Annotated in this window: 19 protein-coding genes; 18 read left to right on the top strand and 1 reads right to left on the bottom strand. The window is 68.5% G+C overall.

The genetic code is table 11. From position 1 onward, the window contains the following. The first annotated feature begins 184 nt into the window (after positions 1 to 184). The 18 genes from V8686_RS10295 (at position 185) to V8686_RS10210 (ending at position 19,626) form a co-directional block, all read left to right on the top strand. Positions 185 to 772 carry a hypothetical protein gene (locus V8686_RS10295; protein WP_379703899.1) on the top strand — a complete coding sequence of 196 codons (588 nt, stop codon included), beginning with the start codon at positions 185 to 187 and terminating at the stop codon, positions 770 to 772. Then, positions 769 to 1,410 (top strand): QcrA and Rieske domain-containing protein, encoded by a 642-nt coding sequence (locus V8686_RS10290; protein ID WP_379703898.1) that lies wholly within the window; start codon positions 769 to 771, stop codon positions 1,408 to 1,410. Before V8686_RS10295 ends, V8686_RS10290 begins: the two co-directional genes overlap by 4 nt. Beyond that, a complete protein-coding gene (locus V8686_RS10285; RefSeq protein WP_379703897.1) occupies positions 1,410 to 2,783 on the top strand; it encodes a cytochrome b in 1,374 nt (457 codons plus the stop codon). The genes V8686_RS10290 and V8686_RS10285 overlap by 1 nt, the downstream gene beginning before the upstream one ends. Beyond that, a complete protein-coding gene (locus V8686_RS10280; protein WP_379703896.1) occupies positions 2,776 to 2,973 on the top strand; it encodes a hypothetical protein in 198 nt (65 codons plus the stop codon). Before V8686_RS10285 ends, V8686_RS10280 begins: the two co-directional genes overlap by 8 nt. Further along, the gene (narG, locus tag V8686_RS10275; RefSeq protein WP_379703895.1) at positions 2,966 to 5,869 is read left to right on the top strand and encodes a nitrate reductase subunit alpha; all 2,904 of its coding nucleotides are present in this window, start codon (positions 2,966 to 2,968) and stop codon (positions 5,867 to 5,869) included. Before V8686_RS10280 ends, narG begins: the two co-directional genes overlap by 8 nt. Next, positions 5,866 to 6,918: a nitrate reductase subunit beta gene (gene narH / locus V8686_RS10270; protein WP_379703894.1), complete on the top strand. Its 1,053-nt coding sequence runs from the start codon at positions 5,866 to 5,868 to the stop codon at positions 6,916 to 6,918. The genes narG and narH overlap by 4 nt, the downstream gene beginning before the upstream one ends. Further along, entirely contained in the window at positions 6,911 to 7,744 is an 834-nt protein-coding gene (locus tag V8686_RS10265) for an ethylbenzene dehydrogenase-related protein (protein WP_379703893.1), read from the top strand. Before narH ends, V8686_RS10265 begins: the two co-directional genes overlap by 8 nt. After that, positions 7,744 to 8,427, top strand: coding sequence for a molecular chaperone TorD family protein (locus tag V8686_RS10260; RefSeq protein WP_379703892.1), 684 nt, complete (start codon positions 7,744 to 7,746; stop codon positions 8,425 to 8,427). Before V8686_RS10265 ends, V8686_RS10260 begins: the two co-directional genes overlap by 1 nt. Next, complete coding sequence (locus V8686_RS10255; protein WP_379703891.1) at positions 8,424 to 9,263, top strand: phosphate ABC transporter permease; 840 nt, start codon at positions 8,424 to 8,426, stop codon at positions 9,261 to 9,263. Before V8686_RS10260 ends, V8686_RS10255 begins: the two co-directional genes overlap by 4 nt. After that, complete coding sequence (locus V8686_RS10250) at positions 9,260 to 10,117, top strand: HEAT repeat domain-containing protein (protein WP_379703890.1); 858 nt, start codon at positions 9,260 to 9,262, stop codon at positions 10,115 to 10,117. Before V8686_RS10255 ends, V8686_RS10250 begins: the two co-directional genes overlap by 4 nt. After that, positions 10,114 to 11,343, top strand: a complete 1,230-nt coding sequence (locus V8686_RS10245; protein ID WP_379703889.1) for a P-loop NTPase — start codon at positions 10,114 to 10,116, stop codon at positions 11,341 to 11,343. The genes V8686_RS10250 and V8686_RS10245 overlap by 4 nt, the downstream gene beginning before the upstream one ends. Positions 11,344 to 11,408: 65 nt before the next feature. After that, positions 11,409 to 12,371: an NADPH:quinone reductase gene (locus tag V8686_RS10240; protein WP_379703888.1), complete on the top strand. Its 963-nt coding sequence runs from the start codon at positions 11,409 to 11,411 to the stop codon at positions 12,369 to 12,371. A 44-nt stretch (positions 12,372 to 12,415) separates the two neighbouring features. Further along, complete coding sequence (locus V8686_RS10235; RefSeq protein WP_379703887.1) at positions 12,416 to 13,123, top strand: SDR family NAD(P)-dependent oxidoreductase; 708 nt, start codon at positions 12,416 to 12,418, stop codon at positions 13,121 to 13,123. Positions 13,124 to 13,288: 165 nt separating this feature from the next. After that, on the top strand, positions 13,289 to 14,626 hold the full coding sequence (locus V8686_RS10230; protein ID WP_379703886.1) for a sodium-dependent transporter: 1,338 nt from the start codon (positions 13,289 to 13,291) through the stop codon (positions 14,624 to 14,626). Between the two features lie 87 nt (positions 14,627 to 14,713). Then, positions 14,714 to 16,126 (top strand): sodium-dependent transporter, encoded by a 1,413-nt coding sequence (locus V8686_RS10225; protein ID WP_379703885.1) that lies wholly within the window; start codon positions 14,714 to 14,716, stop codon positions 16,124 to 16,126. Between the two features lie 67 nt (positions 16,127 to 16,193). After that, positions 16,194 to 17,738 (top strand): acyl-CoA carboxylase subunit beta, encoded by a 1,545-nt coding sequence (locus tag V8686_RS10220; protein ID WP_379706529.1) that lies wholly within the window; start codon positions 16,194 to 16,196, stop codon positions 17,736 to 17,738. After that, positions 17,704 to 17,997: an acc operon protein gene (locus V8686_RS10215; protein ID WP_379706526.1), complete on the top strand. Its 294-nt coding sequence runs from the start codon at positions 17,704 to 17,706 to the stop codon at positions 17,995 to 17,997. The genes V8686_RS10220 and V8686_RS10215 overlap by 35 nt, the downstream gene beginning before the upstream one ends. 69 nt (positions 17,998 to 18,066) lie before the next feature. Then, positions 18,067 to 19,626, top strand: a complete 1,560-nt coding sequence (locus V8686_RS10210; protein WP_379703884.1) for an ATP-binding protein — start codon at positions 18,067 to 18,069, stop codon at positions 19,624 to 19,626. Between the two features lie 42 nt (positions 19,627 to 19,668). Here the strand turns inward: V8686_RS10210 and V8686_RS10205 are convergent, their stop codons facing one another. Further along, positions 19,669 to 19,863 carry a 30S ribosomal protein S17e gene (locus V8686_RS10205; protein WP_379703883.1) on the bottom strand — a complete coding sequence of 65 codons (195 nt, stop codon included), beginning with the start codon at positions 19,861 to 19,863 and terminating at the stop codon, positions 19,669 to 19,671. Between the last annotated feature and the right edge of the window lie 21 nt (positions 19,864 to 19,884).

Genomic DNA, 19,884 nt, shown 5'->3' with positions numbered 1-19,884 from the left:
GTACCGGTCGGGCGAGTGCCCCCCCGACAGCGCGCGTTCGGGGGCCGAAGCGCGCTCGCATAGATGTTCTCTCGCATACACGTCCGATAACATTACAATCTATGAGAGAGTTTACCAAACGAACAGTTCGACGACGAGATAGCGGGTCGACCGACCCGGAATAGACGTTACCAATTATCAATGCATGAGACGCAACACGCTACTCATCGGCGCGATGATCGTCACGGTCCTGTTGCCGATGTGGTTCGTCGCGCTCCACGGCGAACCACCCTCCGAGGAGATTGCCATCGACGAGAGCGTCACCGACATTCGCCCGCTGGAGGGCTTCGTCGACACGCCGAACAAACTCTCGCCGAGTCAGGTCGGCGTCGTCGTCTGGGTCGCCCTCTTCGCGCTGATCGGTGTCCTGACCGCCGCGCACCGGTTCATGAACGAGGCAGTCAGACCGCCCGACAGCGCCGACTCCCGCGCCGTGGAGTCGGACGGCGGCACCGTCACGTTACCGTGGGTGGAGACCGACCACCGGTGGATCGTCGAGTATCACGGTGCCTCCGACGCCATCGAGGGGCTGATCGCGATGGGTGGGTTGACCGTCCTCGCCATCGTCTTCGCGGCGCTCTTCACTGGCGAGTACCTGACGCTAGCCCGGACGCAGTACTTCGGGCTGTACGCCACGGGGATGTTCACCTCGCTGGCGCTGTCGACGGTGGCCTACTACGCCTGGTTCATGCCCCACATCGAAGTCGCCGAACACCGGGGGCACGACCGATGACCGCGCCGGACGACGACCCCGAAGACTGCCCCTGTCACGGCGAGGCGACGCAACCGAGCATCTACACGGACACACGCGCCCGGGCCACCGTGCGCCGCCGTGACGTCGCGAAGCTCCTCGCGACGGTGGGGGGCCTGACGGCAATCGGGAGCCTCGCCGCGCCGCTGGCCGGGTTGACGCAGGTGTTCGAACGCGGGTACAGCGGGCCCGTCTACTCCGACGGCGTCACCCTCGTCGACGGTGACGGCGCCCGGATCACCGAGGACCGACTGGGGGAAGGCGAACAGCTCACCGTCTTTCCCGAGCCGCGACCGGGCATCGAGGACGCGCCGACGCTCCTCGTGCGGTTCCCCGAGAGCGCCTACGGCGGCGGGACCAACATGGCATTCACCGTCAGCGGGTACGCCGCCTACTCGAAGGTGTGTACGCACGCCGGCTGTATGGTGTCCGACCGGGAGGGCGACACGCTGGTCTGTCCCTGTCACTTCGGGAAGTTCGATCCGACGACGGGGGCGTCGGTCGTCGGCGGCCCGCCGGGGCGTCCCCTCCCGCAGTTGCCGATCACCCTCACCAGCGACGGGTACCTCGTCGCCACGGGCGACTTCGAGGCCGGCGTCGGTCCGGGAGGTGGCGAGTGATGTCCGACTCCCGCGCCGACCGACTGTACGCCTGGTTCGATACCCGACTCGACCTGGAGAACGGGCAGACGTTCCTCGGGAAGGCGTTCCCGGCGGAGGACTCCTTCCTCCTCGGAGAGGTCGCCCTCTTCTGTTTCCTCTTTCTCGTCCTCTCCGGGGTCTTCCTCGGGTTCTTCTACGAACCCTCCACCTCGGACGTGGAGTACGACGGGAGCGTCGCCGCGTTCCAGGGTGAGGAGATGCCCGAGGCGTTCGTCTCGGTGTTGCATATCACCTACACCGTCCCCTTCGGGATGTTCATCCGCCGCCTCCATCACTGGGCGGCTCACCTGTTCGTCGCCTCCATCGGCTTACACATGTTACGAGTGTTCTTCACGGGGGCGTACCGCAACCCCCGCGAACCGAACTGGCTCGTCGGAACGGGGCTGGCAGTGCTGGCGATGGGGGCGGCCTACACCGGCTACGCGCTCCCCTTCGACGAGTTCGCCGCGACGGCGACCAGCATCGGCTACAACCTCACGATCTCGGTGCCGCTCGTCGGGCAGTTCCTCGGCGAAATCGTCTTCGGCGGCCAGTTCCCGACGAGTGCCACCATCCCCCGTCTCTACTTCCTGCACGTCCTGATCATTCCGGGGGCCATCGCCGTGGGCCTCGCCGTCCACATGGTGATCCTGATCCGGCAGAAACACACGGAGGCGCGGCGTGACGACGACGTGCGGGGTGGTGGCCGGACGGTCGACCGGGACGACGGCAGCGTCATCGTCGGGCTCCCGGCGGTGCCGAATCAGACCGCCGTCTCGGCGGTGATGTTCTTCCTGACCGCCGCCACGCTGTCGGCGCTGGCCGGCCTGTTGCCCGTCCACAACGTCGCGGAGTACGGACCGAACGACCCCGCGTCCACGCCGGCCCTCATCATGCCCGACTGGTTCCTGATGTGGGTGTACGGCTTCCTGAAACTCCTGCCGGAGTGGATGTCTTTCTCGATTGGATCGGTCCACATCTCCACGGAGTTCGTCGGGGGCATCATCCTCCCCGGACTCATCTTCCTCGCCATCGTAGTCTGGCCCTTCGTCGACCGAACGGAGCCCGTCCACTTCACGAGCGATCCGCTGGCCCGTCCCTGGCAGACCGCCGTCGGCGTCGCCGCCGTCGCGTTCATCATGATCGCCTCCATCGCGGGGATGAACAACATCCTCGCCGATCAGGTGCTCGGCACGACGACGGAGGTGGTCAATCCGATCCTGACGGCGGCGTTGCTCGGGGTTCCACCGCTGTTCGGCGGAATCACCTACGTTCTCCTTCGCGAGGGTGGGAGCGACCCGGACGCAAGGGAGGGCGGCGCGACGACGACCGGAGGTGGGGGAGATGACTGAGGCCGACGCTCCGATCCGCGTCTCGCTCCCGGCCCGAACGTACAGCCTGCTAGATACGGCGAGCAAACTGCTCGGCCTCGGCCTCGTGGCCGCCGGCCTCGACGCCGGTGGGGGGACGCCCGTCGGCCTCGCCCTCGCCGCCACCGGCGCCCTCTGTGCGACCGTGACGGTGTTCGTGACCAATGAGTGACAATACGACGAACGACGACTGGACGGACAGCACGGGAATCGGCAGACGTGACTTCGTGAAAGGCCTCGGCGTCGCCTCCCTCCTCGGGGCGACTGGCCTCTCCTTCGCGGACGACGGCATGAGCGGCCTGCAGACCGTCGAGGACCCTATCGGAAACTACCCCTACCGCGACTGGGAGGACCTCTACCGCGAGGAGTGGGACTGGGACTCCATCTCCCGCTCGACCCACAGCGTCAACTGTACGGGGTCGTGCTCGTGGAACGTCTTCGTCAAGGACGGGCAGGTCTGGCGCGAGGAGCAAGCGGGCGACTACCCCACGTTCGACGACAGCCTCCCGGACCCCAACCCGCGCGGCTGTCAGAAGGGAGCCTGTTACACCGACTACGTCAACGCGGACCAGCGCGTCCTCCACCCGCTCCGTCGCACTGGCGACCGGGGAGAGGGGCGGTGGGAGCGCATCAGCTGGGACGAGGCGCTGACCGAAATCGCCGACCACGTCATCGACGAGGTGCGGGTCGGGCGGTACGACGCCATCTCGGGCTTCACTCCCATCCCCGCGATGAGCCCCGTCTCCTTCGCCTCGGGGAGTCGCCTCCTCAACCTGCTCGGCGGCGTCTCACACAGCTTCTACGACTGGTACTCGGATCTGCCGCCGGGCCAACCGATCACCTGGGGGACCCAGACGGACAACGCCGAGTCCGCCGACTGGCACAACTCGGACTACCTGATCGCCTGGGGATCGAACATCAACGTCACGCGTATCCCGGACGCGAAGTACTTCCTCGACGCGGGCTACGAGGGGGCAAAACGCGTCGGCATCTTCACCGACTACTCCCAGACCGCCATCCACACCGACGAGTGGCTGGCGCCCGAGGGTGGTACCGACACCGCCCTCGCGCTCGGCATGGCGCGCACCATCGTCGACGAGGAGCGGTACGACGAGACGCACCTGAAAGAGCAGACGGACATGCCGCTGCTGGTGCGCGAGGACACGGGCAAGTTCCTCCGGGCCGGCGAGGTTGGCCTCGCGACGGACGCCGCCGACCCCGACAAGGTGTTCGTGATGGTCGACGCCGACGGGACGTTGCAACCGGCCCCCGGGTCGCTCGGGGAGCGGGACGGACAACACGACCCGTCGGCCAGCATCGCACTCGACTTCGACCCGCAGTTGGACGTGGCTCGATCGGTCGACGCCGACGGCGGGAGCGTCGCCGTCCGCTCCGTCTGGGCGAACCTGCGGGACGAACTGTCGGCGTACACCCCCGAGTTCGTCCACGAGGAGACGGGCGTCGGCGAGAACACCTACCAGCGGATCGCTCGCGAGTTCGCGGACGCCGACGCCGCGAAGATCATCCACGGGAAGGGCGTCAACGACTGGTACCACAACGACCTGGGCAACCGAGCGATCCAACTGCTCGTGACGCTGACCGGGAATCTGGGAGACCCCGGGACCGGTCTCGATCACTACGTCGGCCAGGAGAAGATCTGGACGTTCCACGGCTGGCAGGTACTCTCCTTTCCCACCGGGAGCGTCCGGGGCGTGCCGACGACGCTGTGGACGTACTTCCACGCGGGCATCCTGAACAACACCGATCCCGACACCGCGGCGAAGATCCGAGAGTCGATCGAGAAGGGCTGGATGCCGCTCTATCCCAGCGAACGCGAGGACGGCTTCCGACCAGATCCCTCGACGCTGTTCGTCTGGCGTGGAAACCTCTTCAACCAGGCCAAGGGCAACGTCGCCGTGGAGGAACAGCTGTGGCCGAAACTCGACCTCGTGGTCGACATCAACTTCCGGATGGACTCGACGGCGATGTACTCGGACATCGTCCTCCCGGCGGCCAGCCACTACGAGAAGTACGACCTCTCGGAGACGGACATGCACACCTACGTCCACCCGTTCACCCCGGCAGTGGAGCCACTGGGCGAGGCCAAGTCGGACTGGGCCATCTTCCGCGACCTGGCCGAGAAGATTCAGGAACGCGCCCGGGAACGGGGGGTCGACCCCGTCGACGATCGGAAGTTCGACCGCACCATCGACCTCACGACCATCTACGACGACTACGTGCGCGACTGGGAGACCGGCGAAGCCGGCGGATTGGAGGACGGGCGGGCCGCTTCGGAGTTCATCCTCGAACACTCCGAGGAGTCGAATCCGAGCGACGACGACGAGCGGATCACCTTCGACGACACCGTCGAACAGCCACAGCGACTCCTCGCGGCGGGCGACCACTGGACCTCCGACATCGAGGACGGCGAGGCCTACGTGCCCTGGCAGCGGTACGTCCACGACAAGGAGCCGTGGCCGACGTTCACCGGCCGCCAGCAGTACTACATCGACCACGACTGGTATCTCGAACTCGGCGAAGAGCTCCCGACCCACAAGCGCGGGCCGGCGTCGATGGGCGGGGACTATCCGCTGTCGTACAACACGCCCCACGGTCGGTGGTCGATCCACTCGACGTGGCGGGACAACACGAAGATGCTCCGCCTCCAGCGCGGCGAACCCGTGGTCTACCTCAATCCGGAGGACGCCGCGGAGCGAGGTATCGAGGACGGCGACACGGTCGAGGTGTACAACGACCTCGCGAGCGTCGAGGTGCAGGCGAAGCTCTACCCCTCGGGCGAACCGGGGACGCTCAGACAGTTCTTCGCGTGGGAGAAGATCCAGTACCCCGACCGGAACAATTTCAACTCACTCGTACCGATGTACATGAAGCCGACGCAGCTCGTCCAGTACCCCGCCGACACGGGCGAGCATCTCCACTTCTTCCCGAACTACTGGGGGCCGACCGGCGTCAACAGCGACGTGAACGTCGACGTGCGGCCCGCGGACGATGCCAGCGGCGCGTCGGCAGTGAGACGGGCGGAGTCCGACCGAGGTGACAGCGAATGAGCACCAACGACGACACCAACATCGACGTGGCGGAGGGGATCGACCACCAGGTTGCGATGGTGATGGACCTCAACAAGTGTATCGGCTGTCAGACGTGCACCATCGCCTGCAAGGACCTCTGGACGGAGGGGGGTGGCACCGACTACATGTACTGGAACAACGTCGAGACCAAACCCGGCGAGGGCTACCCCCGCGGCTGGGAGGACTCCGGCGGCGGGTGGACCGAGGACGGCTCCGAACGGGTCGACGGCGAGATTCCCTCGCGGGAGGACTACGGCCGGCCCTGGGAGTTCAACCACTCCGAGATCATGTACGAGGGGAGCGACGAACCCCTCCGCCCGCGCGAGGGCGCCGAGTGGGGTCCCAACTGGGACGAGGATCAGGGCGCCGGGGAGTACCCCAACAGCTACTACTTTTACCTGCCCCGGATCTGTAACCACTGCACCCACCCCTCCTGTGTGGAGGCCTGCCCGCGACAGGCGCTCTACAAGCGCGAGGAGGACGGCATCGTCCTCGTCGACCAGGAGCGCTGTCGGGGGTACCGCTACTGCGTCGAGGGCTGTCCGTACAAGAAGGTGTACTACAACACCGTCTCCAAGAAGTCGGAGAAGTGCATCTTCTGTTACCCTCGGCTGGAGGGCGAGGGTCCCGACGGAGAGACCTACGCCCCGGCCTGTGCCGAGGAGTGTCCGCCCCAGCTCCGGCTGGTTGGGTTCCTCGACGACGAGGACGGCCCCATCTACAAACTGGTCGAGGAGTACGAGGTGGCCTTGCCCCTCCACCCCGAGTTCCGCACCCAGCCCAACGTCTACTACATCCCCCCCTACGCGCCCGGCCAACACACGGAGGACGGCGAGTCGGTAGACGTCGACCGCATCCCGCGAGGCTACCTCCGGGAACTGTTCGGCGACGGCGTCGACCAGGCGCTCAACACCATCGAGCGCGAGCGTCAGCGCGCCCGTCAGGGCGACGACAGCGAACTGATGGAACTGCTCCAGCACAAGAATCCGGCCAAACAGTACCGACTGGGTGTGTTCGACGATGACTGAGGATCGAACGCGCGCACTGCTGACGGCGGCGTTCGTCGGCGCCCTAGTCGTCTCCGCGACGGCGGCGCCGGCCGCCGACGCCCGTCCCGCCCACGAAATTCCGGTCAGCACCCTGCCGGACGCTGCCCTGGCGGGGCCGGACGCGTCGGGGTGGTCGCAGGTGCCCGCTGCGGACGTGGCGCTGTCGAGCGCCCCGAGCGACGTCCCGGACGCCGCCGACACGTCTATCGAGCGGATCCACGTTCAGGCCGCGCGGAGCGGGGACGTCTTCCACGTGCGCCTCCAGTGGGACGATCCGACGCGGAACGTCAGCGTCGATTCGCCGCGGACCTTCGCGGACGCGGTGGCCGTCCAGTTCCCGGTGGACACGAGTTCCCGTCCCCCCATCGCCATGGGTGGCGCCGACAATCGGGTGAACGTCTGGTACTGGAGCGGCAACGGGGCGACCCAGGAGTTGCTCGCGGGCGGTGCGGGCACCACGACGACGTTCCCCGCGCCCACCATCGACGCCAACGCCACCTACGCGAACGGCACGTGGACGGTCGTCTACTCCCGCGAACTCACGACCGAGAGCGCGAACCGAACGACGCTCGACTCGGACGACCGACTCGACGTCGCCTTCGCCGTCTGGGACGGGGGCAACGCCGAACGTTCCGGTCGGAAAGCCGTCAGCGAGTGGCACTACTTCCCGACCGGCGACGGGCCGGCGGGGCCGCCCTATCAGGCGTTGCTCTGGACCGTCGCCGGCGTCGCCATCGTGGCCGTCGTCGGCGTGACTGCCTTCGGCGTCCTCCGCACTCGCGGGGGCGACGGGGGGCGTTCCTGATGGCGACGACCGATCCCCGCGACGACGTCGGGAGCGTCGACACCGACCCGGCGGCACGGGGGACGGTGTACACGACGCTCGCCCGCGCCTTCCGCCATCCCGACCGGGAGTTCCACGAGGCCGTCGCGGCCGGCCGTCTGGGTGAAGAACTGACTCGCTGTCTGGATCACACGGCCCTCGACGTGGCGGTGCCGGACCTGAAGACGGCGGACGACTACGAGACGCTGGCGGCCCGGTACAACGACCTGTTCCAACTGGGGTACGCGGAGTACGTCGACCGGACGGACGGTACGCTCGACTCAGAGGGGCCGCCGGTCCCGCTGTACGAGTCGAAGTACCGCCCCGATCAGTCCTGGAACGACGTCAACCTCGACCTTGCGCGGGCGTACAACTACTACGGACTGGAGATCGACACCGACGAACGCGACAACCACGACGCCCTGACCTACGAACTGGAGTTCGCGGGCTATCTGGCCCGGCGGGAAGCAGCCGTCGACGACGGTGACGCCGCCGCCAGACTCGACTTCCACGACCGCCACCTCGGCCACGCCGCCGCGGGTATCGCCGAACGCGTCGACGGCGAACCCGGGACCGGCGTCTACGGCGGCCTGACGGCACTGCTGGAGGCGTTCGTCAGAGCCGACCGTAACGACCTCGCGACGCGACTGGAGGGGTCGATATGACGGCCCGAGCGAGCGCGGGGCGGCGACACTGGCACCCACCGATCCCGGAGGACCGCCGTCGGGCGGTCGTCGGGGGGGCCGCTGGCGTCGCTGCGCTCGGCGTCGCCGCCAAGTTTCTCCTGACCGTCGTGATCAACGCGCCGGCGGGACCGCCGGTCGGCGGCGGCGACGCGGCCGCCGTCGGGGCGACGGCCGTCGCCGGGGTGGCGGCCGTCGTCGTGGCGCTCACCGAGACCGATCCGGTTTCGGGCGTCGGCCTCCTGTTCGTCGGCGTCTTCGGCCTGCTGTCGCTCGGCCCGGGCGCCGTCGTCGCGCCCGCGGCCGTCGCCGTCGCCGCCGGAACGACCGCCGTCGCCGTCGCACACCGGCATCGGTTCGCGAACGCCCGCGGTATCGCCCTCGGGACACTGCTCGCCGCGCTGACCGTGTGCCTCGCGAGCGGCGTCGGGGGGTGGGTCGCGCTCCGACCGCTCGGATCGACGCTCGCGCTCGTCGGCGTCGCCGTCACACCGGCCTTCGCGGCGACGACGACCCGGTCCCTGCTCGGCGGCGGCGCCGCGTTCGCCGCCGTCGTCGCGCTCGGCCTCTCGCTTCCCTTCGTCGTCGGCGCGGTCACCCTCGTCGGCGGTGGGGTCGTCGGCAGTTCGCTCCCGGTCGCCGCCATCGCGGTCGGCGGGGCAGTGACGGCGGGGAGCGCGGCGCTGCGACGGCGGGAGTGGTCCCTGCTCGCGGGCGTCGTACTCGTCGCGTTCGCCGGCGTCCCGGCGGCGCTCCCGCGAGCCGTTCCCTTCGCGCTCGGCGCCGCGACGTTCGCCGTCCGGGAGGGTCGGCGATGACCGACGACGAGTTCGAGAAACACCTGAACGAGGACCCCGACCCGGGTCTCGATCCGACGCGGAGTCCGGGCTTCGGGAGCGACATCGAAGCGCTCGAAGACATCGAGGTGAGTCGTCAGGACGTGACCATCGGCGAGGCGTCGCCCGCGGAACTCTCGGCGGCCGACACGGAACCGGTCGCCGACAGCGACGCGGCGGCGCTCCTCGACGACCTCGGGGCGGACGACCCGATCGACCGCCGCCGCGCCGCCCTCGCGCTGAAGGACGAACCGACGGCATCGGCGGTCGTGTCGGGGCTCGCACGGGCGGCTACCACCGACGCGGACGCGGACGTGCGGCAGTTCGCGGTGGAGGCGCTGACGGCTCACGGCGGGGACGGGACGGGGGCGATCGGCGAACGGGCGGCCGCCGTCGCCGTCGAACTCCTCGACGACGACGACCCCTGGGTTCGTGCCGAGGCCGTCGTCGCCCTCGACAACCTCGACCGGGAGGCCCACGAGGCCGACGTCGCGGCCGCTATCGACGACGACCACCACGCCGTGCGCCGGAACGCCGCCGTCTCGCTGTTCAAACTCCGCGGCGAGGCGATGGCCGACCGGCTGCTCGACCTGAGCCACGACGAGAGCGAGCGGGTCCGCGAGTGGGCGGCCCACATGCTCGGCGGCGTCGACGAGGACCGCGCCCGCAACCGACTGCGTGACCTGACCGAGGACCCGGCGACGGTGGTCCGCCAGACGGCCGAACGGGCGCTCGAAGCCGATCCGGCGCGGTTCCGGCGGACCTTCGGCGCCCTGGAGAACGACGGACGCCTCCTGCCCGGCGAGGACCGACTCAATCGGATGCCCGACCTATGACGGACACCACGAGACTGACGGACCGAGTCGAAGCGGCACTGCGAACGGTTCGCGACCCGGCGGCCGACCTCTCCGTCTTCGAGGCCGGGTTCGTCGAAAACGTGGCCGTGACCGACGGCGACGTGACGCTGGAGACCGACCTGACCGCCCTCGACGAGGCGACGAGTCGGGGGGTGATCGAGGCGATGTTGCGGGCCGTGGACGACGTTGACGGCGTCGAGAGCGTCCACGTCGAGCAAGCGGCGCCGTCCAGCGAGGGGAGTGGCGGCGTCGAGTCGTTCGATCACGTCGTCGCCGTCGCGAGCGCGAAAGGCGGCGTCGGCAAATCGACGGTCGCGACCCACCTGGCCTGTGCGCTCGCAGCCGACGCCGAGGTGGCGCTGTTCGACGCCGACATCCACGGGCCGAACGTGCCGACCCTGCTCGACGTGAGCGGCCCCGTCCACTCCAGCGAGGCGGGCGACCCCCTCCCGATTCGTCGGGGCGGGATGGACGTGATGAGCGTCGGCCTGATGGAGTCGGGCGCGCCCCTCGCCTGGCGCGGGGCGATGGCCCACGACGCGCTCTCCGATCTCTTCGAGAACACGGCGTGGCGGAACGACGACGTGCTGGTGGTGGACCTGCCGCCCGGCACCGGCGACGTGGTGCTCACGACGCTACAGGAGGTCCCCGTCGACGGCGTCGTCGTCGTCACGACGCCGTTTCACGCCGCCGTCAGTGACACCGAACGGACCGTCGAACTGTTCCGCGACAACGACGTGCCCGTCTTGGGTGCCGTCGTCAACATGGCCGAGTACGTCTGTGACTGCTGTGGCGAGGCAAACGAGCTGTTCGCGGAGGACGCCCTCGACGGGTTCGATGCGCCGATCCTCGCGGAACTGCCGTTCACGCGGGCGCTGCAGGGGCGGCCGGAACCGGGCGACGTGCCTGCGGTGGTCGCCGACCTCGGGGAGCGGACGCGAACGGCCCTCGACGCCGCGGGCGAGGTAGACGTGCCGGACGACGCCGTCGACATCCGTGGGGCCGCCCCGCAGGCGCGGAAGGAACGAGTCCGCGACCGGTTCGCGTCGCTCGACGCCGGGGAGCGGTTCGTCCTCGTCAGCGACCGCGATCCGACGCCAGTCGGCGAGTTTCTGAGTCGCGTCGCGGGCGAGCCGCGCGAGTCGTTCGACGTCGAAGTTCGGCGCGCGACGCCGACTGACTGGGTGCTGGAAGCGGTCAAGTAGGGTCACACCGGCGGCTCCGTGGTGGAGGTTGGGGCTTTATTCGGCCCTTCCGCGTAGTCCACCACATGCGCGCAGTTCGATATCACGAACACGGCGGGCCCGAGGTACTGCGAGTGGACGACGTCGACCGACCGGAACCGGGACCTGGAGACGTCGTCGTCGAAGTGGCGGGGGCGGGCATCAACCCCGTGGACACCTACTTCCGCGAGGGGGCGTACGAGCCGTTCACCCTGCCGATGGTGCCCGGCGTCGACGCCGCGGGGGACGTAGTCGCCGTCGGGGAGGACGTCGAGGGGGTGAGCGTCGGCGACGCCGTCGTCGCCACCGGCCTGAGCAAGGACCACTACGGCGCCTGCGCGGAGTACGTTGCGGTGCCGGACGACCGGTTCGCCACCCTCCCGTCGGGCGTCGATCCCGTCGCCGCCGGCGGGGCGGGGGTCGCCGCGGTGACGGCGTGGCGCGCACTGATCGATCACGCGGGTCTGGAACCCGCGGAGACGGCGCTGATCCACGGCGGGAGCGGCGGCGTCGGGCACGCGGCCGTGCAGGTGGCCGCGGCGGCCGGCGCGCGGGTCGTCACCACCGCCGCGCCGCCGTACCACGACCGACTGGACGCCCTCGGCGCCGACGTCGTCCTCGATTACGGCCGCGACGACCTGCGCGAGGCGGTCGGCGACGCGAGCGACGGCGGCCCCGACGTGATCCTCGACCACCGCCTCGACGACTACCTGCAGTTCGACGCCGACGTGGCCGCCCACGACGGCCGCATCGTCGGCATCGGCGAGAACGACCCCGCCGTCGGCTTCACGAACGACGGCGTCGCCCGCGGGAAGGACCTCACCTACCAGTTCATGAGTATGTTCAACACGCCGGAACTGAGCGCCCCGCTGGGACGGGTCGCCCGCCTCATGGGGACGGGTGACCTCGAAATCGAGGTGGCGCGGACGGACGACCTGGCGGAGGTAGCCGACGCCCACCGCGACGTGATGGCCGACAGTTTCCTTGGGAAACTCGTCGTGACGCCCTGACCGCGCCGGCGCGCTTTTTGTGTCTCGGTACCGAACATCACGGTATGAGCGCGAGCTTCGACTTCGGTGATCGGGTCGTACTGGTGACGGGCGCGTGCGGCGCCCTCGGAAGCGCCGTCGCGGCGGCCTTCGCCGACGCCGGCGCGACGGTCTGTGGAGCGGACGTGGTCGCCCCCGACGACGAGGACGCCCTCGTCGACGGCGAGGTTCTCGACTACTACCAGGGGGATTTCACCGACGAGGACGACGTGGCGCGAGTGGTCGGCGACGTCGTCGAGACCCACGGCGGGTTGGACCACCTCTGTAACGTGGCGGGGACGTGGCGCGGCGGGACACCGATCCACGAGACGGACGCCGGGACCTTCGACTTCCTGTTCGACGTGAACCTGAAAACGATGTTTCTGGCGTCGAAACACGCCCTGCCACACCTGCAGGCCACGGAGGGGACGGTCGTCAGCGTCTCCGCCCGGTCGTCGCTCTCCGGGGGTGAGGGCGACGGGCCGTACCGCGCGTCGAAGGCCGGGGTTCGGCTCCTGACGGAGACCATCGCCGCGGAGAACGAGGGCGTCGTCCGGGCGAACGCGGTGTTGCCGAGCGTCATCGATACGCCCGCGAACCGCGAGATGATGCCCGACGCCGACCACGACGCGTGGGTCGACCCGGCGACCATCGCGCGGACGGTACTCGCGCTCTCGTCGGACGCCACGGCGGCGACGAGCGGTGCCGCCGTCCCCGTCTACGGCGAAGCTTGATACGGATGCTGTGACTGTGTTCCGGCCGTCGCCGTCACCGATCACGGGACGTCGGTGCTGACTTACAACAGTCCGCACGAACGCCTCGAGGCGGCCTGTAACGGCTGTGACAGGCGCCGCGACGTATCGTGATCCTTTTTTCGGTGCTGGGGGTAGGACCGGCCTATGTCACAACGCGAGACGTGGGCGACGAGGGTGGGCTTCATCCTCGCCGCCGTCGGCAGTGCCGTCGGACTGGGTAATATCTGGCAGTTCCCGTTCCAGACGGGGGCGAACGGCGGCGCCGCCTTCATCGTCGTCTACCTCGCCGCCGTCTTTTTGATCGGCTTTCCCGCCATGCTCGCAGAATTCGTCGTCGGCCGCCGGGCCGAGCGCAACCCCATCGACGCCTTCGCCCGTCTCGGCCATCGGAACTGGAAGATCGTCGGCGTCCTCGGTACCCTCTCGGCCTTCTGGATCCTCTCGTTTTACAGCGTCGTCGGCGGCTGGGTCGTCCGGTACGTCCTCGGTAGCGCTACCGGCGCCTACTTCTCCGGGTCCGAGGCGTACTTCGGCGCCATCTCCGCCGGCCCCGAGGCCGTCGGCTTCCACGCCGTCTTCATGGCCCTGACCGTCGGCGTCGTCGCCCTCGGCGTCACCGACGGCATCGAGCGGTCGACGAAGCTGATGGTGCCGAGCATCGTCATCCTCCTCGGTGGCCTGGCCGTCTGGGCCGGAACGCTGGAGGGCGGCGCCGCGGGCTACGCGTACTACCTCTCGCCCGACGTCGACGTGTTGCTCGCGAACCTCGGGTCGATTCTCCCCGCCGCCGTCGGGCAAGCCTTCTTCACCCTCTCGCTGGGGATGGGGGCGATGATCACCTACGCCTCCTACCTCGGACGCGACGACTCCCTGCCGGTCGACGGGGCGACCATCGTCGTCCTCAACACGTTCGTCGGTCTCCTGGCGGGACTGGTGGTCTTTCCCATCCTCTTCTCGCTGGGTATCGAGCCCGGGAGCGGTGGGCTCGGTGCGGCCTTCATCACGCTCGCCGGCGCGTTCGCCCAGTTACCGGCCGGGCGCTTCCTCGGCGTCGGGTTCTTCGTCGTCCTCCTGCTCGCCGCGCTCTCCTCCGCTATCAGCCTCCTCGAAGTAGTCACCACCTACCTCGTCGACAACACCGACCGCTCGCGCTCGACGCTCGCCGTCGCTCTCGGCGCGGCCATCTTCGCCCTCGGCGTGCCGAGCGCCCTCGGCGTGCCGATTCTCTCCTGGTACAACGCCATCGCCTACAACCTCCTGCTCCCGCTATCGGTGCTCACCCTCCTCCTGTTCGTCGGCTGGGCGGACACCGACGACGCGGTGGCGGAACTCCGGCGAGGAACCGACCTGAGCGAGGGCGGTGCCGTCGCGTGGCTCTGGTTCGTCCGGACGCTCGTCCCCCTCGGCGTCCTGGCGACCCTCCTGCTCGGATTGCAGTCGCTCGCGGTCAAGGCGGGACTGCTCGCCGCACCGCTGGTGTGATACGGCACGTCGGCCACCAGACGTCACACTCGATTGACGACTTCCGACTCGAAACCCACTTCACCGGGTTCCGCCGACGATGTGATAATGGCACGAGAGACGTGGGGTACGAGAACAGGCTTCATTCTGGCCGCCGCGGGGAGCGCGGTCGGACTGGGGAACATCTGGCGGTTCCCCTGGATGACCGCCGAAAACGGTGGCAGCGCCTTCCTGCTCGTCTATCTGGTCATCGTCCTAGGGGTGGGCGTTCCCGGACTACTCGGGGAGTTCGTCATCGGGCGGCGGGCGCGGCGGAACCCGGTCGGTGCGTTACGCAACCTCTCCGGATCGCGCCGCTGGGCCGCTGTCGGCGGCATCTCCGCGATTACGGGCGTCGCACTCCTTTCGTTTTACAGCGTCGTCGGTGGCTGGATCCTGCGGTACCTGCTGGTCTCGCTGACCGGCCCCTTCACCGGTGGCGCGGCCTACCTCGCGGACCCGGGCGCGTACTTCGGGAGTGTCTCCTTCGGCGTCGCGGCCGCGGGCTATCACCTCCTCTTTCTCGCGCTCACCGGCCTGATCGTCCTCGGTGGCGTGCGCCGCGGCATCGAACTGGGAACGAAAGTGATGATGCCCGCCGTCCTCGCCTTGCTCGTCGGGATGGCCGTCTGGGTCTCCACACGACCGGGGGCGGGCGCCGGCTACGACTTCTTTCTCAGCTTCGACCTCGAAACGATTCGCGCGAACTTCTTCTCGATTCTCGGGCCGGCCGCCGGGCAGGCGCTCTTTACGCTCTCGGTCGGTGCTGGCACCATGATCACCTACGCCTCCTATATCGACGAGGACCGATCGCTCCCGTTCGACGGGTCGGTGATTGCCCTGCTCAACACGGGCGTTGGCGTCCTCGCCGGACTGGTGGTCTTCCCGCTCCTGTTCTCGCAGGGCATCGATCCCGGGAGCGGCGGCCCGGGCGCCCTCTTCGTCGGCATCGTGGGGGCGTTCGGCGCCCTGCCCGGCGGCAGCGTGCTGGCCGTCCTGTTTTTCGGCGTCGTCGCCTTCGCCGCCCTGTCGAGTTCGATCAGCATGCTGGAGATTCCGGTCTCCATCCTCGTCGACGAGGTCGGTTGGTCGCGACGGAAAGCCGTCGGCGCGCTGCTCGCGCTCATCGCGACGACTGGGACGATCACCGCGTTCCAGCCCCCGCTGTTCGATTTCGTCGCCGGAACGCTGGTTGACCTGTTGCTCACCGTCGGCCTGGTCGCCTTCCTGTTGTTCGCGGGGTGGGTCCTCGGTCGTGACGCCGTCGCGGAGTACGCCACCGGCGCGGGACCGCTGGCGACCCGTTTCGGTACCCCGTGGCTCCTCGCTATCGGCGTCGCCATCCCGCTGTTTCTGGTGTTCACCTTGCTGACGACGCTCGGAGTCGACGCCCGCATCGGCTTCTGGCCCACCGTCGGCGCCGCCGTCGTCGTCGTCGGTCTGGTCCTCGCCGGACTGCGGCGCGGTCGTGTGGCGGTCTGAGCGGGGCGGAATCCTTTTGCCGCCGGTCGAACCTTTTGTCTACAATGACAGGTGGTCGGCCATGACCATGGACGAGCGGATCGAGGAACTCCGCGAGAAACGGGAGCGGGCACTCCTCGGCGGGGGCGAAGACCGGATCGAGTCCCAGCACGCCAAGGGCAAGATGACTGCCCGCGAGCGAGTCGACTACTTCCTCGACGACGGGACGTTCAGGGAGTTCGACCAGTTCCGGACCCACCGCACGCACAAGTTCGGGATGGAGGAGAAGAAACTCCCCGGCGACGGCGTCGTCACCGGCTACGGGCAGGTGAACGGGCGCAAGACCTTCGTCTTCGCCCACGACTTCACCGTCTTCGGCGGATCGCTCGGCGAGGTGATGTCCGAGAAGATCTGTAAGGTGATGGACAAGGCAATGGACGTTGGCGCTCCCATCGTCGGTCTGAACGACTCCGCGGGCGCCCGCATCCAAGAGGGGGTCCGGAGTCTCGCCGGCTTCACCGACATCTTCCACCGAAACGAGCAGGCCAGCGGCGTCGTCCCCCAGATATCCGGCATCATGGGTCCCTGTGCCGGCGGCGCCGTCTACTCCCCCGCCATCACCGATTTCATCTTCATGGTGAAGGACACGAGCCACATGTTCATCACCGGGCCGGACGTGATCAAGACGGTCACCGGCGAGGAGGTGTCGTTCGAGGAACTCGGCGGCGCAGTCACCCACGCCTCGAAGACGGGCGTCGCCCACCGTGCCTTCGAGGACGAGGAGACGGCGCTCGACAGCATCCGGCGCCTGCTCTCCTATCTCCCGCAGAACAACGTCGAGGACCCGCCACGGGTCGATCCGTGGGACGACCCGGATCGGCCGGCCGAGGCGCTCACGGACGTCGTCCCCGATCAGCCACAGAAACCATACGACATGACCGACGTGGTCGGCGTCGTCGTCGACGAAGGCTCGTTCTTCGAGGTTCACGGCGACTGGGCGAAAAACGTCGTCGTCGGCTTCGGACGCCTCGACGGCCACTCGGTCGGCGTCGTCGCCAATCAGCCGCGGTCGAACGCGGGAACGCTCACCGTCGACGCGAGCATGAAGGCCTCGCGATTCGTTCGCTTCTGTGACGCCTTCAACGTCCCCATCATCACGTTCGTCGACGTGCCGGGCTACATGCCCGGCACCGACCAGGAGCACCGGGGGATCATCCGCCACGGCGCGAAACTGCTCTACGCCTACTCCGAGGCGACGGTGCCCCTGCTGACGGTCATCACGCGGAAAGCCTACGGCGGGGCCTACTGCGTCATGGCGTCGAAACACCTCGGCGCCGACGTCAACTACGCGTGGCCGACATCGGAACTCGCCGTCATGGGACCGGAGGGGGCCGTGAACATCCTCTACAGCGACGAACTCGACGACGCCGACGACGCCGAGGCGAGACGGCAGGACCTCGTCGACGAGTATCGCGAGGAGTTCGCCAACCCCTACACCGCCGCAGACCGTGGGTTCATCGACGACGTGATCGAACCGCAGGAGACCCGGAGCCGACTGGTCGACGACCTCCACATGCTCAAGACCAAGCGTCGGAGTAATCCCGAGAAAAAGCACGGAAACATCCCGATCTGAGATGGTGGACGACACGCTCGACATCCCGAACGACGCCACCGACGAGGAGGCGGCGGCCATCGCGGCGGCAGTCGGCGCTCACGTGCGGGACAGTTACCTCGCCGCGGTGGCCGCGACGGCGTCCACCGAGGAGACGTGGGATGGCGACCGCTGGAGCTTCGCCGGACGAATCCACGGGCTCCAGGGGCGGTCGGTTCGCGTCCCCGAGACGGCGCCGACCGACGCCTGGACGGCCGCGGGGCGGACGGACCGGCTCTGATCGGGACTCCTGTGTCGGCGGGTACGAACTCCAGTACGCATATACCCACCCCGATCGAAAGACGCTCTCGTGAGCGAACGGCACGGGAACTCCGACGACGGGCGGGTCGGGGGAGCCGTTGGCGACGACCTGGTCGACTTCCTCGCCGATCACTCCCGGAACGCGGGGCTGACGGGGGGACTGGAACCGTGGGTTGCCGGCCTGTCGGTCGTGTGGCGGCGGCGTCTCGGAAGCGGCGTCGTCTCCGGGATCGGACTGCTGCTGCTCGGGGGTCCCGTCTACCACCTGATCCGCCATCCGACGACGCTCGAGTCGTTGCTCGGTGACGCGTTGCCGCTCTCTTTCGCCCTCGTGTTGCTGGTGACGGGCGTGTGGCTCCGGTGGGGGAGCGACGACGACATGACGCCGGTGGTGACGGCGTTCTGGGTCACGACCTGTCTCGTCGTCACCGGACTCGTCGCGGCGTACTTTCTCACCTTGCACGGGACCCACGGGCACGTCGTCGAAGCGCCCGCGTTTCTCGTCTACGACGTGGCCGCGACGGGTGCCGTGGCCGGACTCGTCATCAGCCGGTACGACGTCCGCGCACGGAGCCGGCACCGCCGCCTGAGCGAACAGGAACGCCAGTTTCGGGCGGTGTTCGAGGGGACGCTCGACGCCCTCGTCATCACCGACGATCAGGGCCAGTACGTGGCCACCAACCCCGCGGCGGCCGAACTGTTCGGCGTCCCTCGTACGGAGCTCGTGGGCAAGCGAATCGAGGACTTCGTACCCGAGGAGACGAACGTTCGGGCGCGGTGGTCGTCGTTCCTCGACGCGGGCGGTCGTCGTGGCGAGTTCGAACTGGTGCGACCGGACGACGAGACTCGAACCGTCGCCGTCGCCGCCACCGCGAACGTCCTCCCGGGGCGCCACCTCGCGGCACTTCGTGACGTGACCGAGCGCACCGAACGCGAACGCGAACTCGACGAGGAGCGGGCCCGCGTGGAGTTTCTCAACCGCCTGCTCAGACACAACGTCCTCAACGGCATGAACCTCGTGCTGGCGAAACTCGACTCGCTGGCGACGGCGGTGACGGACGAGCGCCGGGGGGACCTAGACGTTGCCCGCCACCGGAGCGAGGAGATCGTCGATCTCGTCCAGACTGCGCGGCGACTCGCGACCGGCGTGACCGAGCAGCCGAGCGACCACGGCGTCCCGATCGCTGAGACGCTGGCCGACTCGGTAGCGGCGATTCGGGAGACGTATCCGCGGGCGACCGTCGAGTTCGCGCCGCCCGACGACGACCCGACCGTCCGCGCCGACGACATGCTCGAGACGGTGTTCGATCACCTGTTGACGAACGCGGTCGAACACAACGACCCGGCGTCGGTTCGCATCTCGGTCGGCGTCGATTCGGATGCGGAGACGGTCACGGTCCGCGTTGCCGACGACGGCGTCGGTATCCCCGCGGACCGACGCGACGAACTGTTCGACGGCGGGTTCAGCCACACCCGCGACTGGGGCGGCTTCGGGCTCTCCATCGTCGACATCCTCGTCGACGAGTACGGCGGCCGGGTCTGGACCGAAGCCAACGACCCGAGCGGCGTCGTGTTCTACGTCGAACTCCAACGCGCGGCGGAGTCGTAGCCGCCGCTCTCGACCCGTGGTGATTCGAGAAGACGTGCCGGTTCAGGCCGCCGCCGCAGCGCCCGACTTCTTTCGGGTGATGTAGCCTGCGATCCGGTTGCGAACGCCCTTCGACTCGACGTTCGTCAGCTTGGTGACACTGTCTTTGTTCGTCTCGAAGTCGGTGTTGAACGCTTCCGGATACCGCTCGAGGAGGAGCCTGCCGAGCTGTTTGACGTATTTGGGTTTGATGGCCATACCGACTGTTGTGCCGTTGGG

Origin of the sequence: Haloplanus litoreus (assembly GCF_045690335.1) — an archaeon.
Lineage (GTDB): Archaea > Halobacteriota > Halobacteria > Halobacteriales > Haloferacaceae > Haloplanus > Haloplanus litoreus.
The sequence above is the reverse complement of the archived record's forward strand: the minus strand, read 5'-3'. Positions and strand labels throughout refer to the sequence as shown.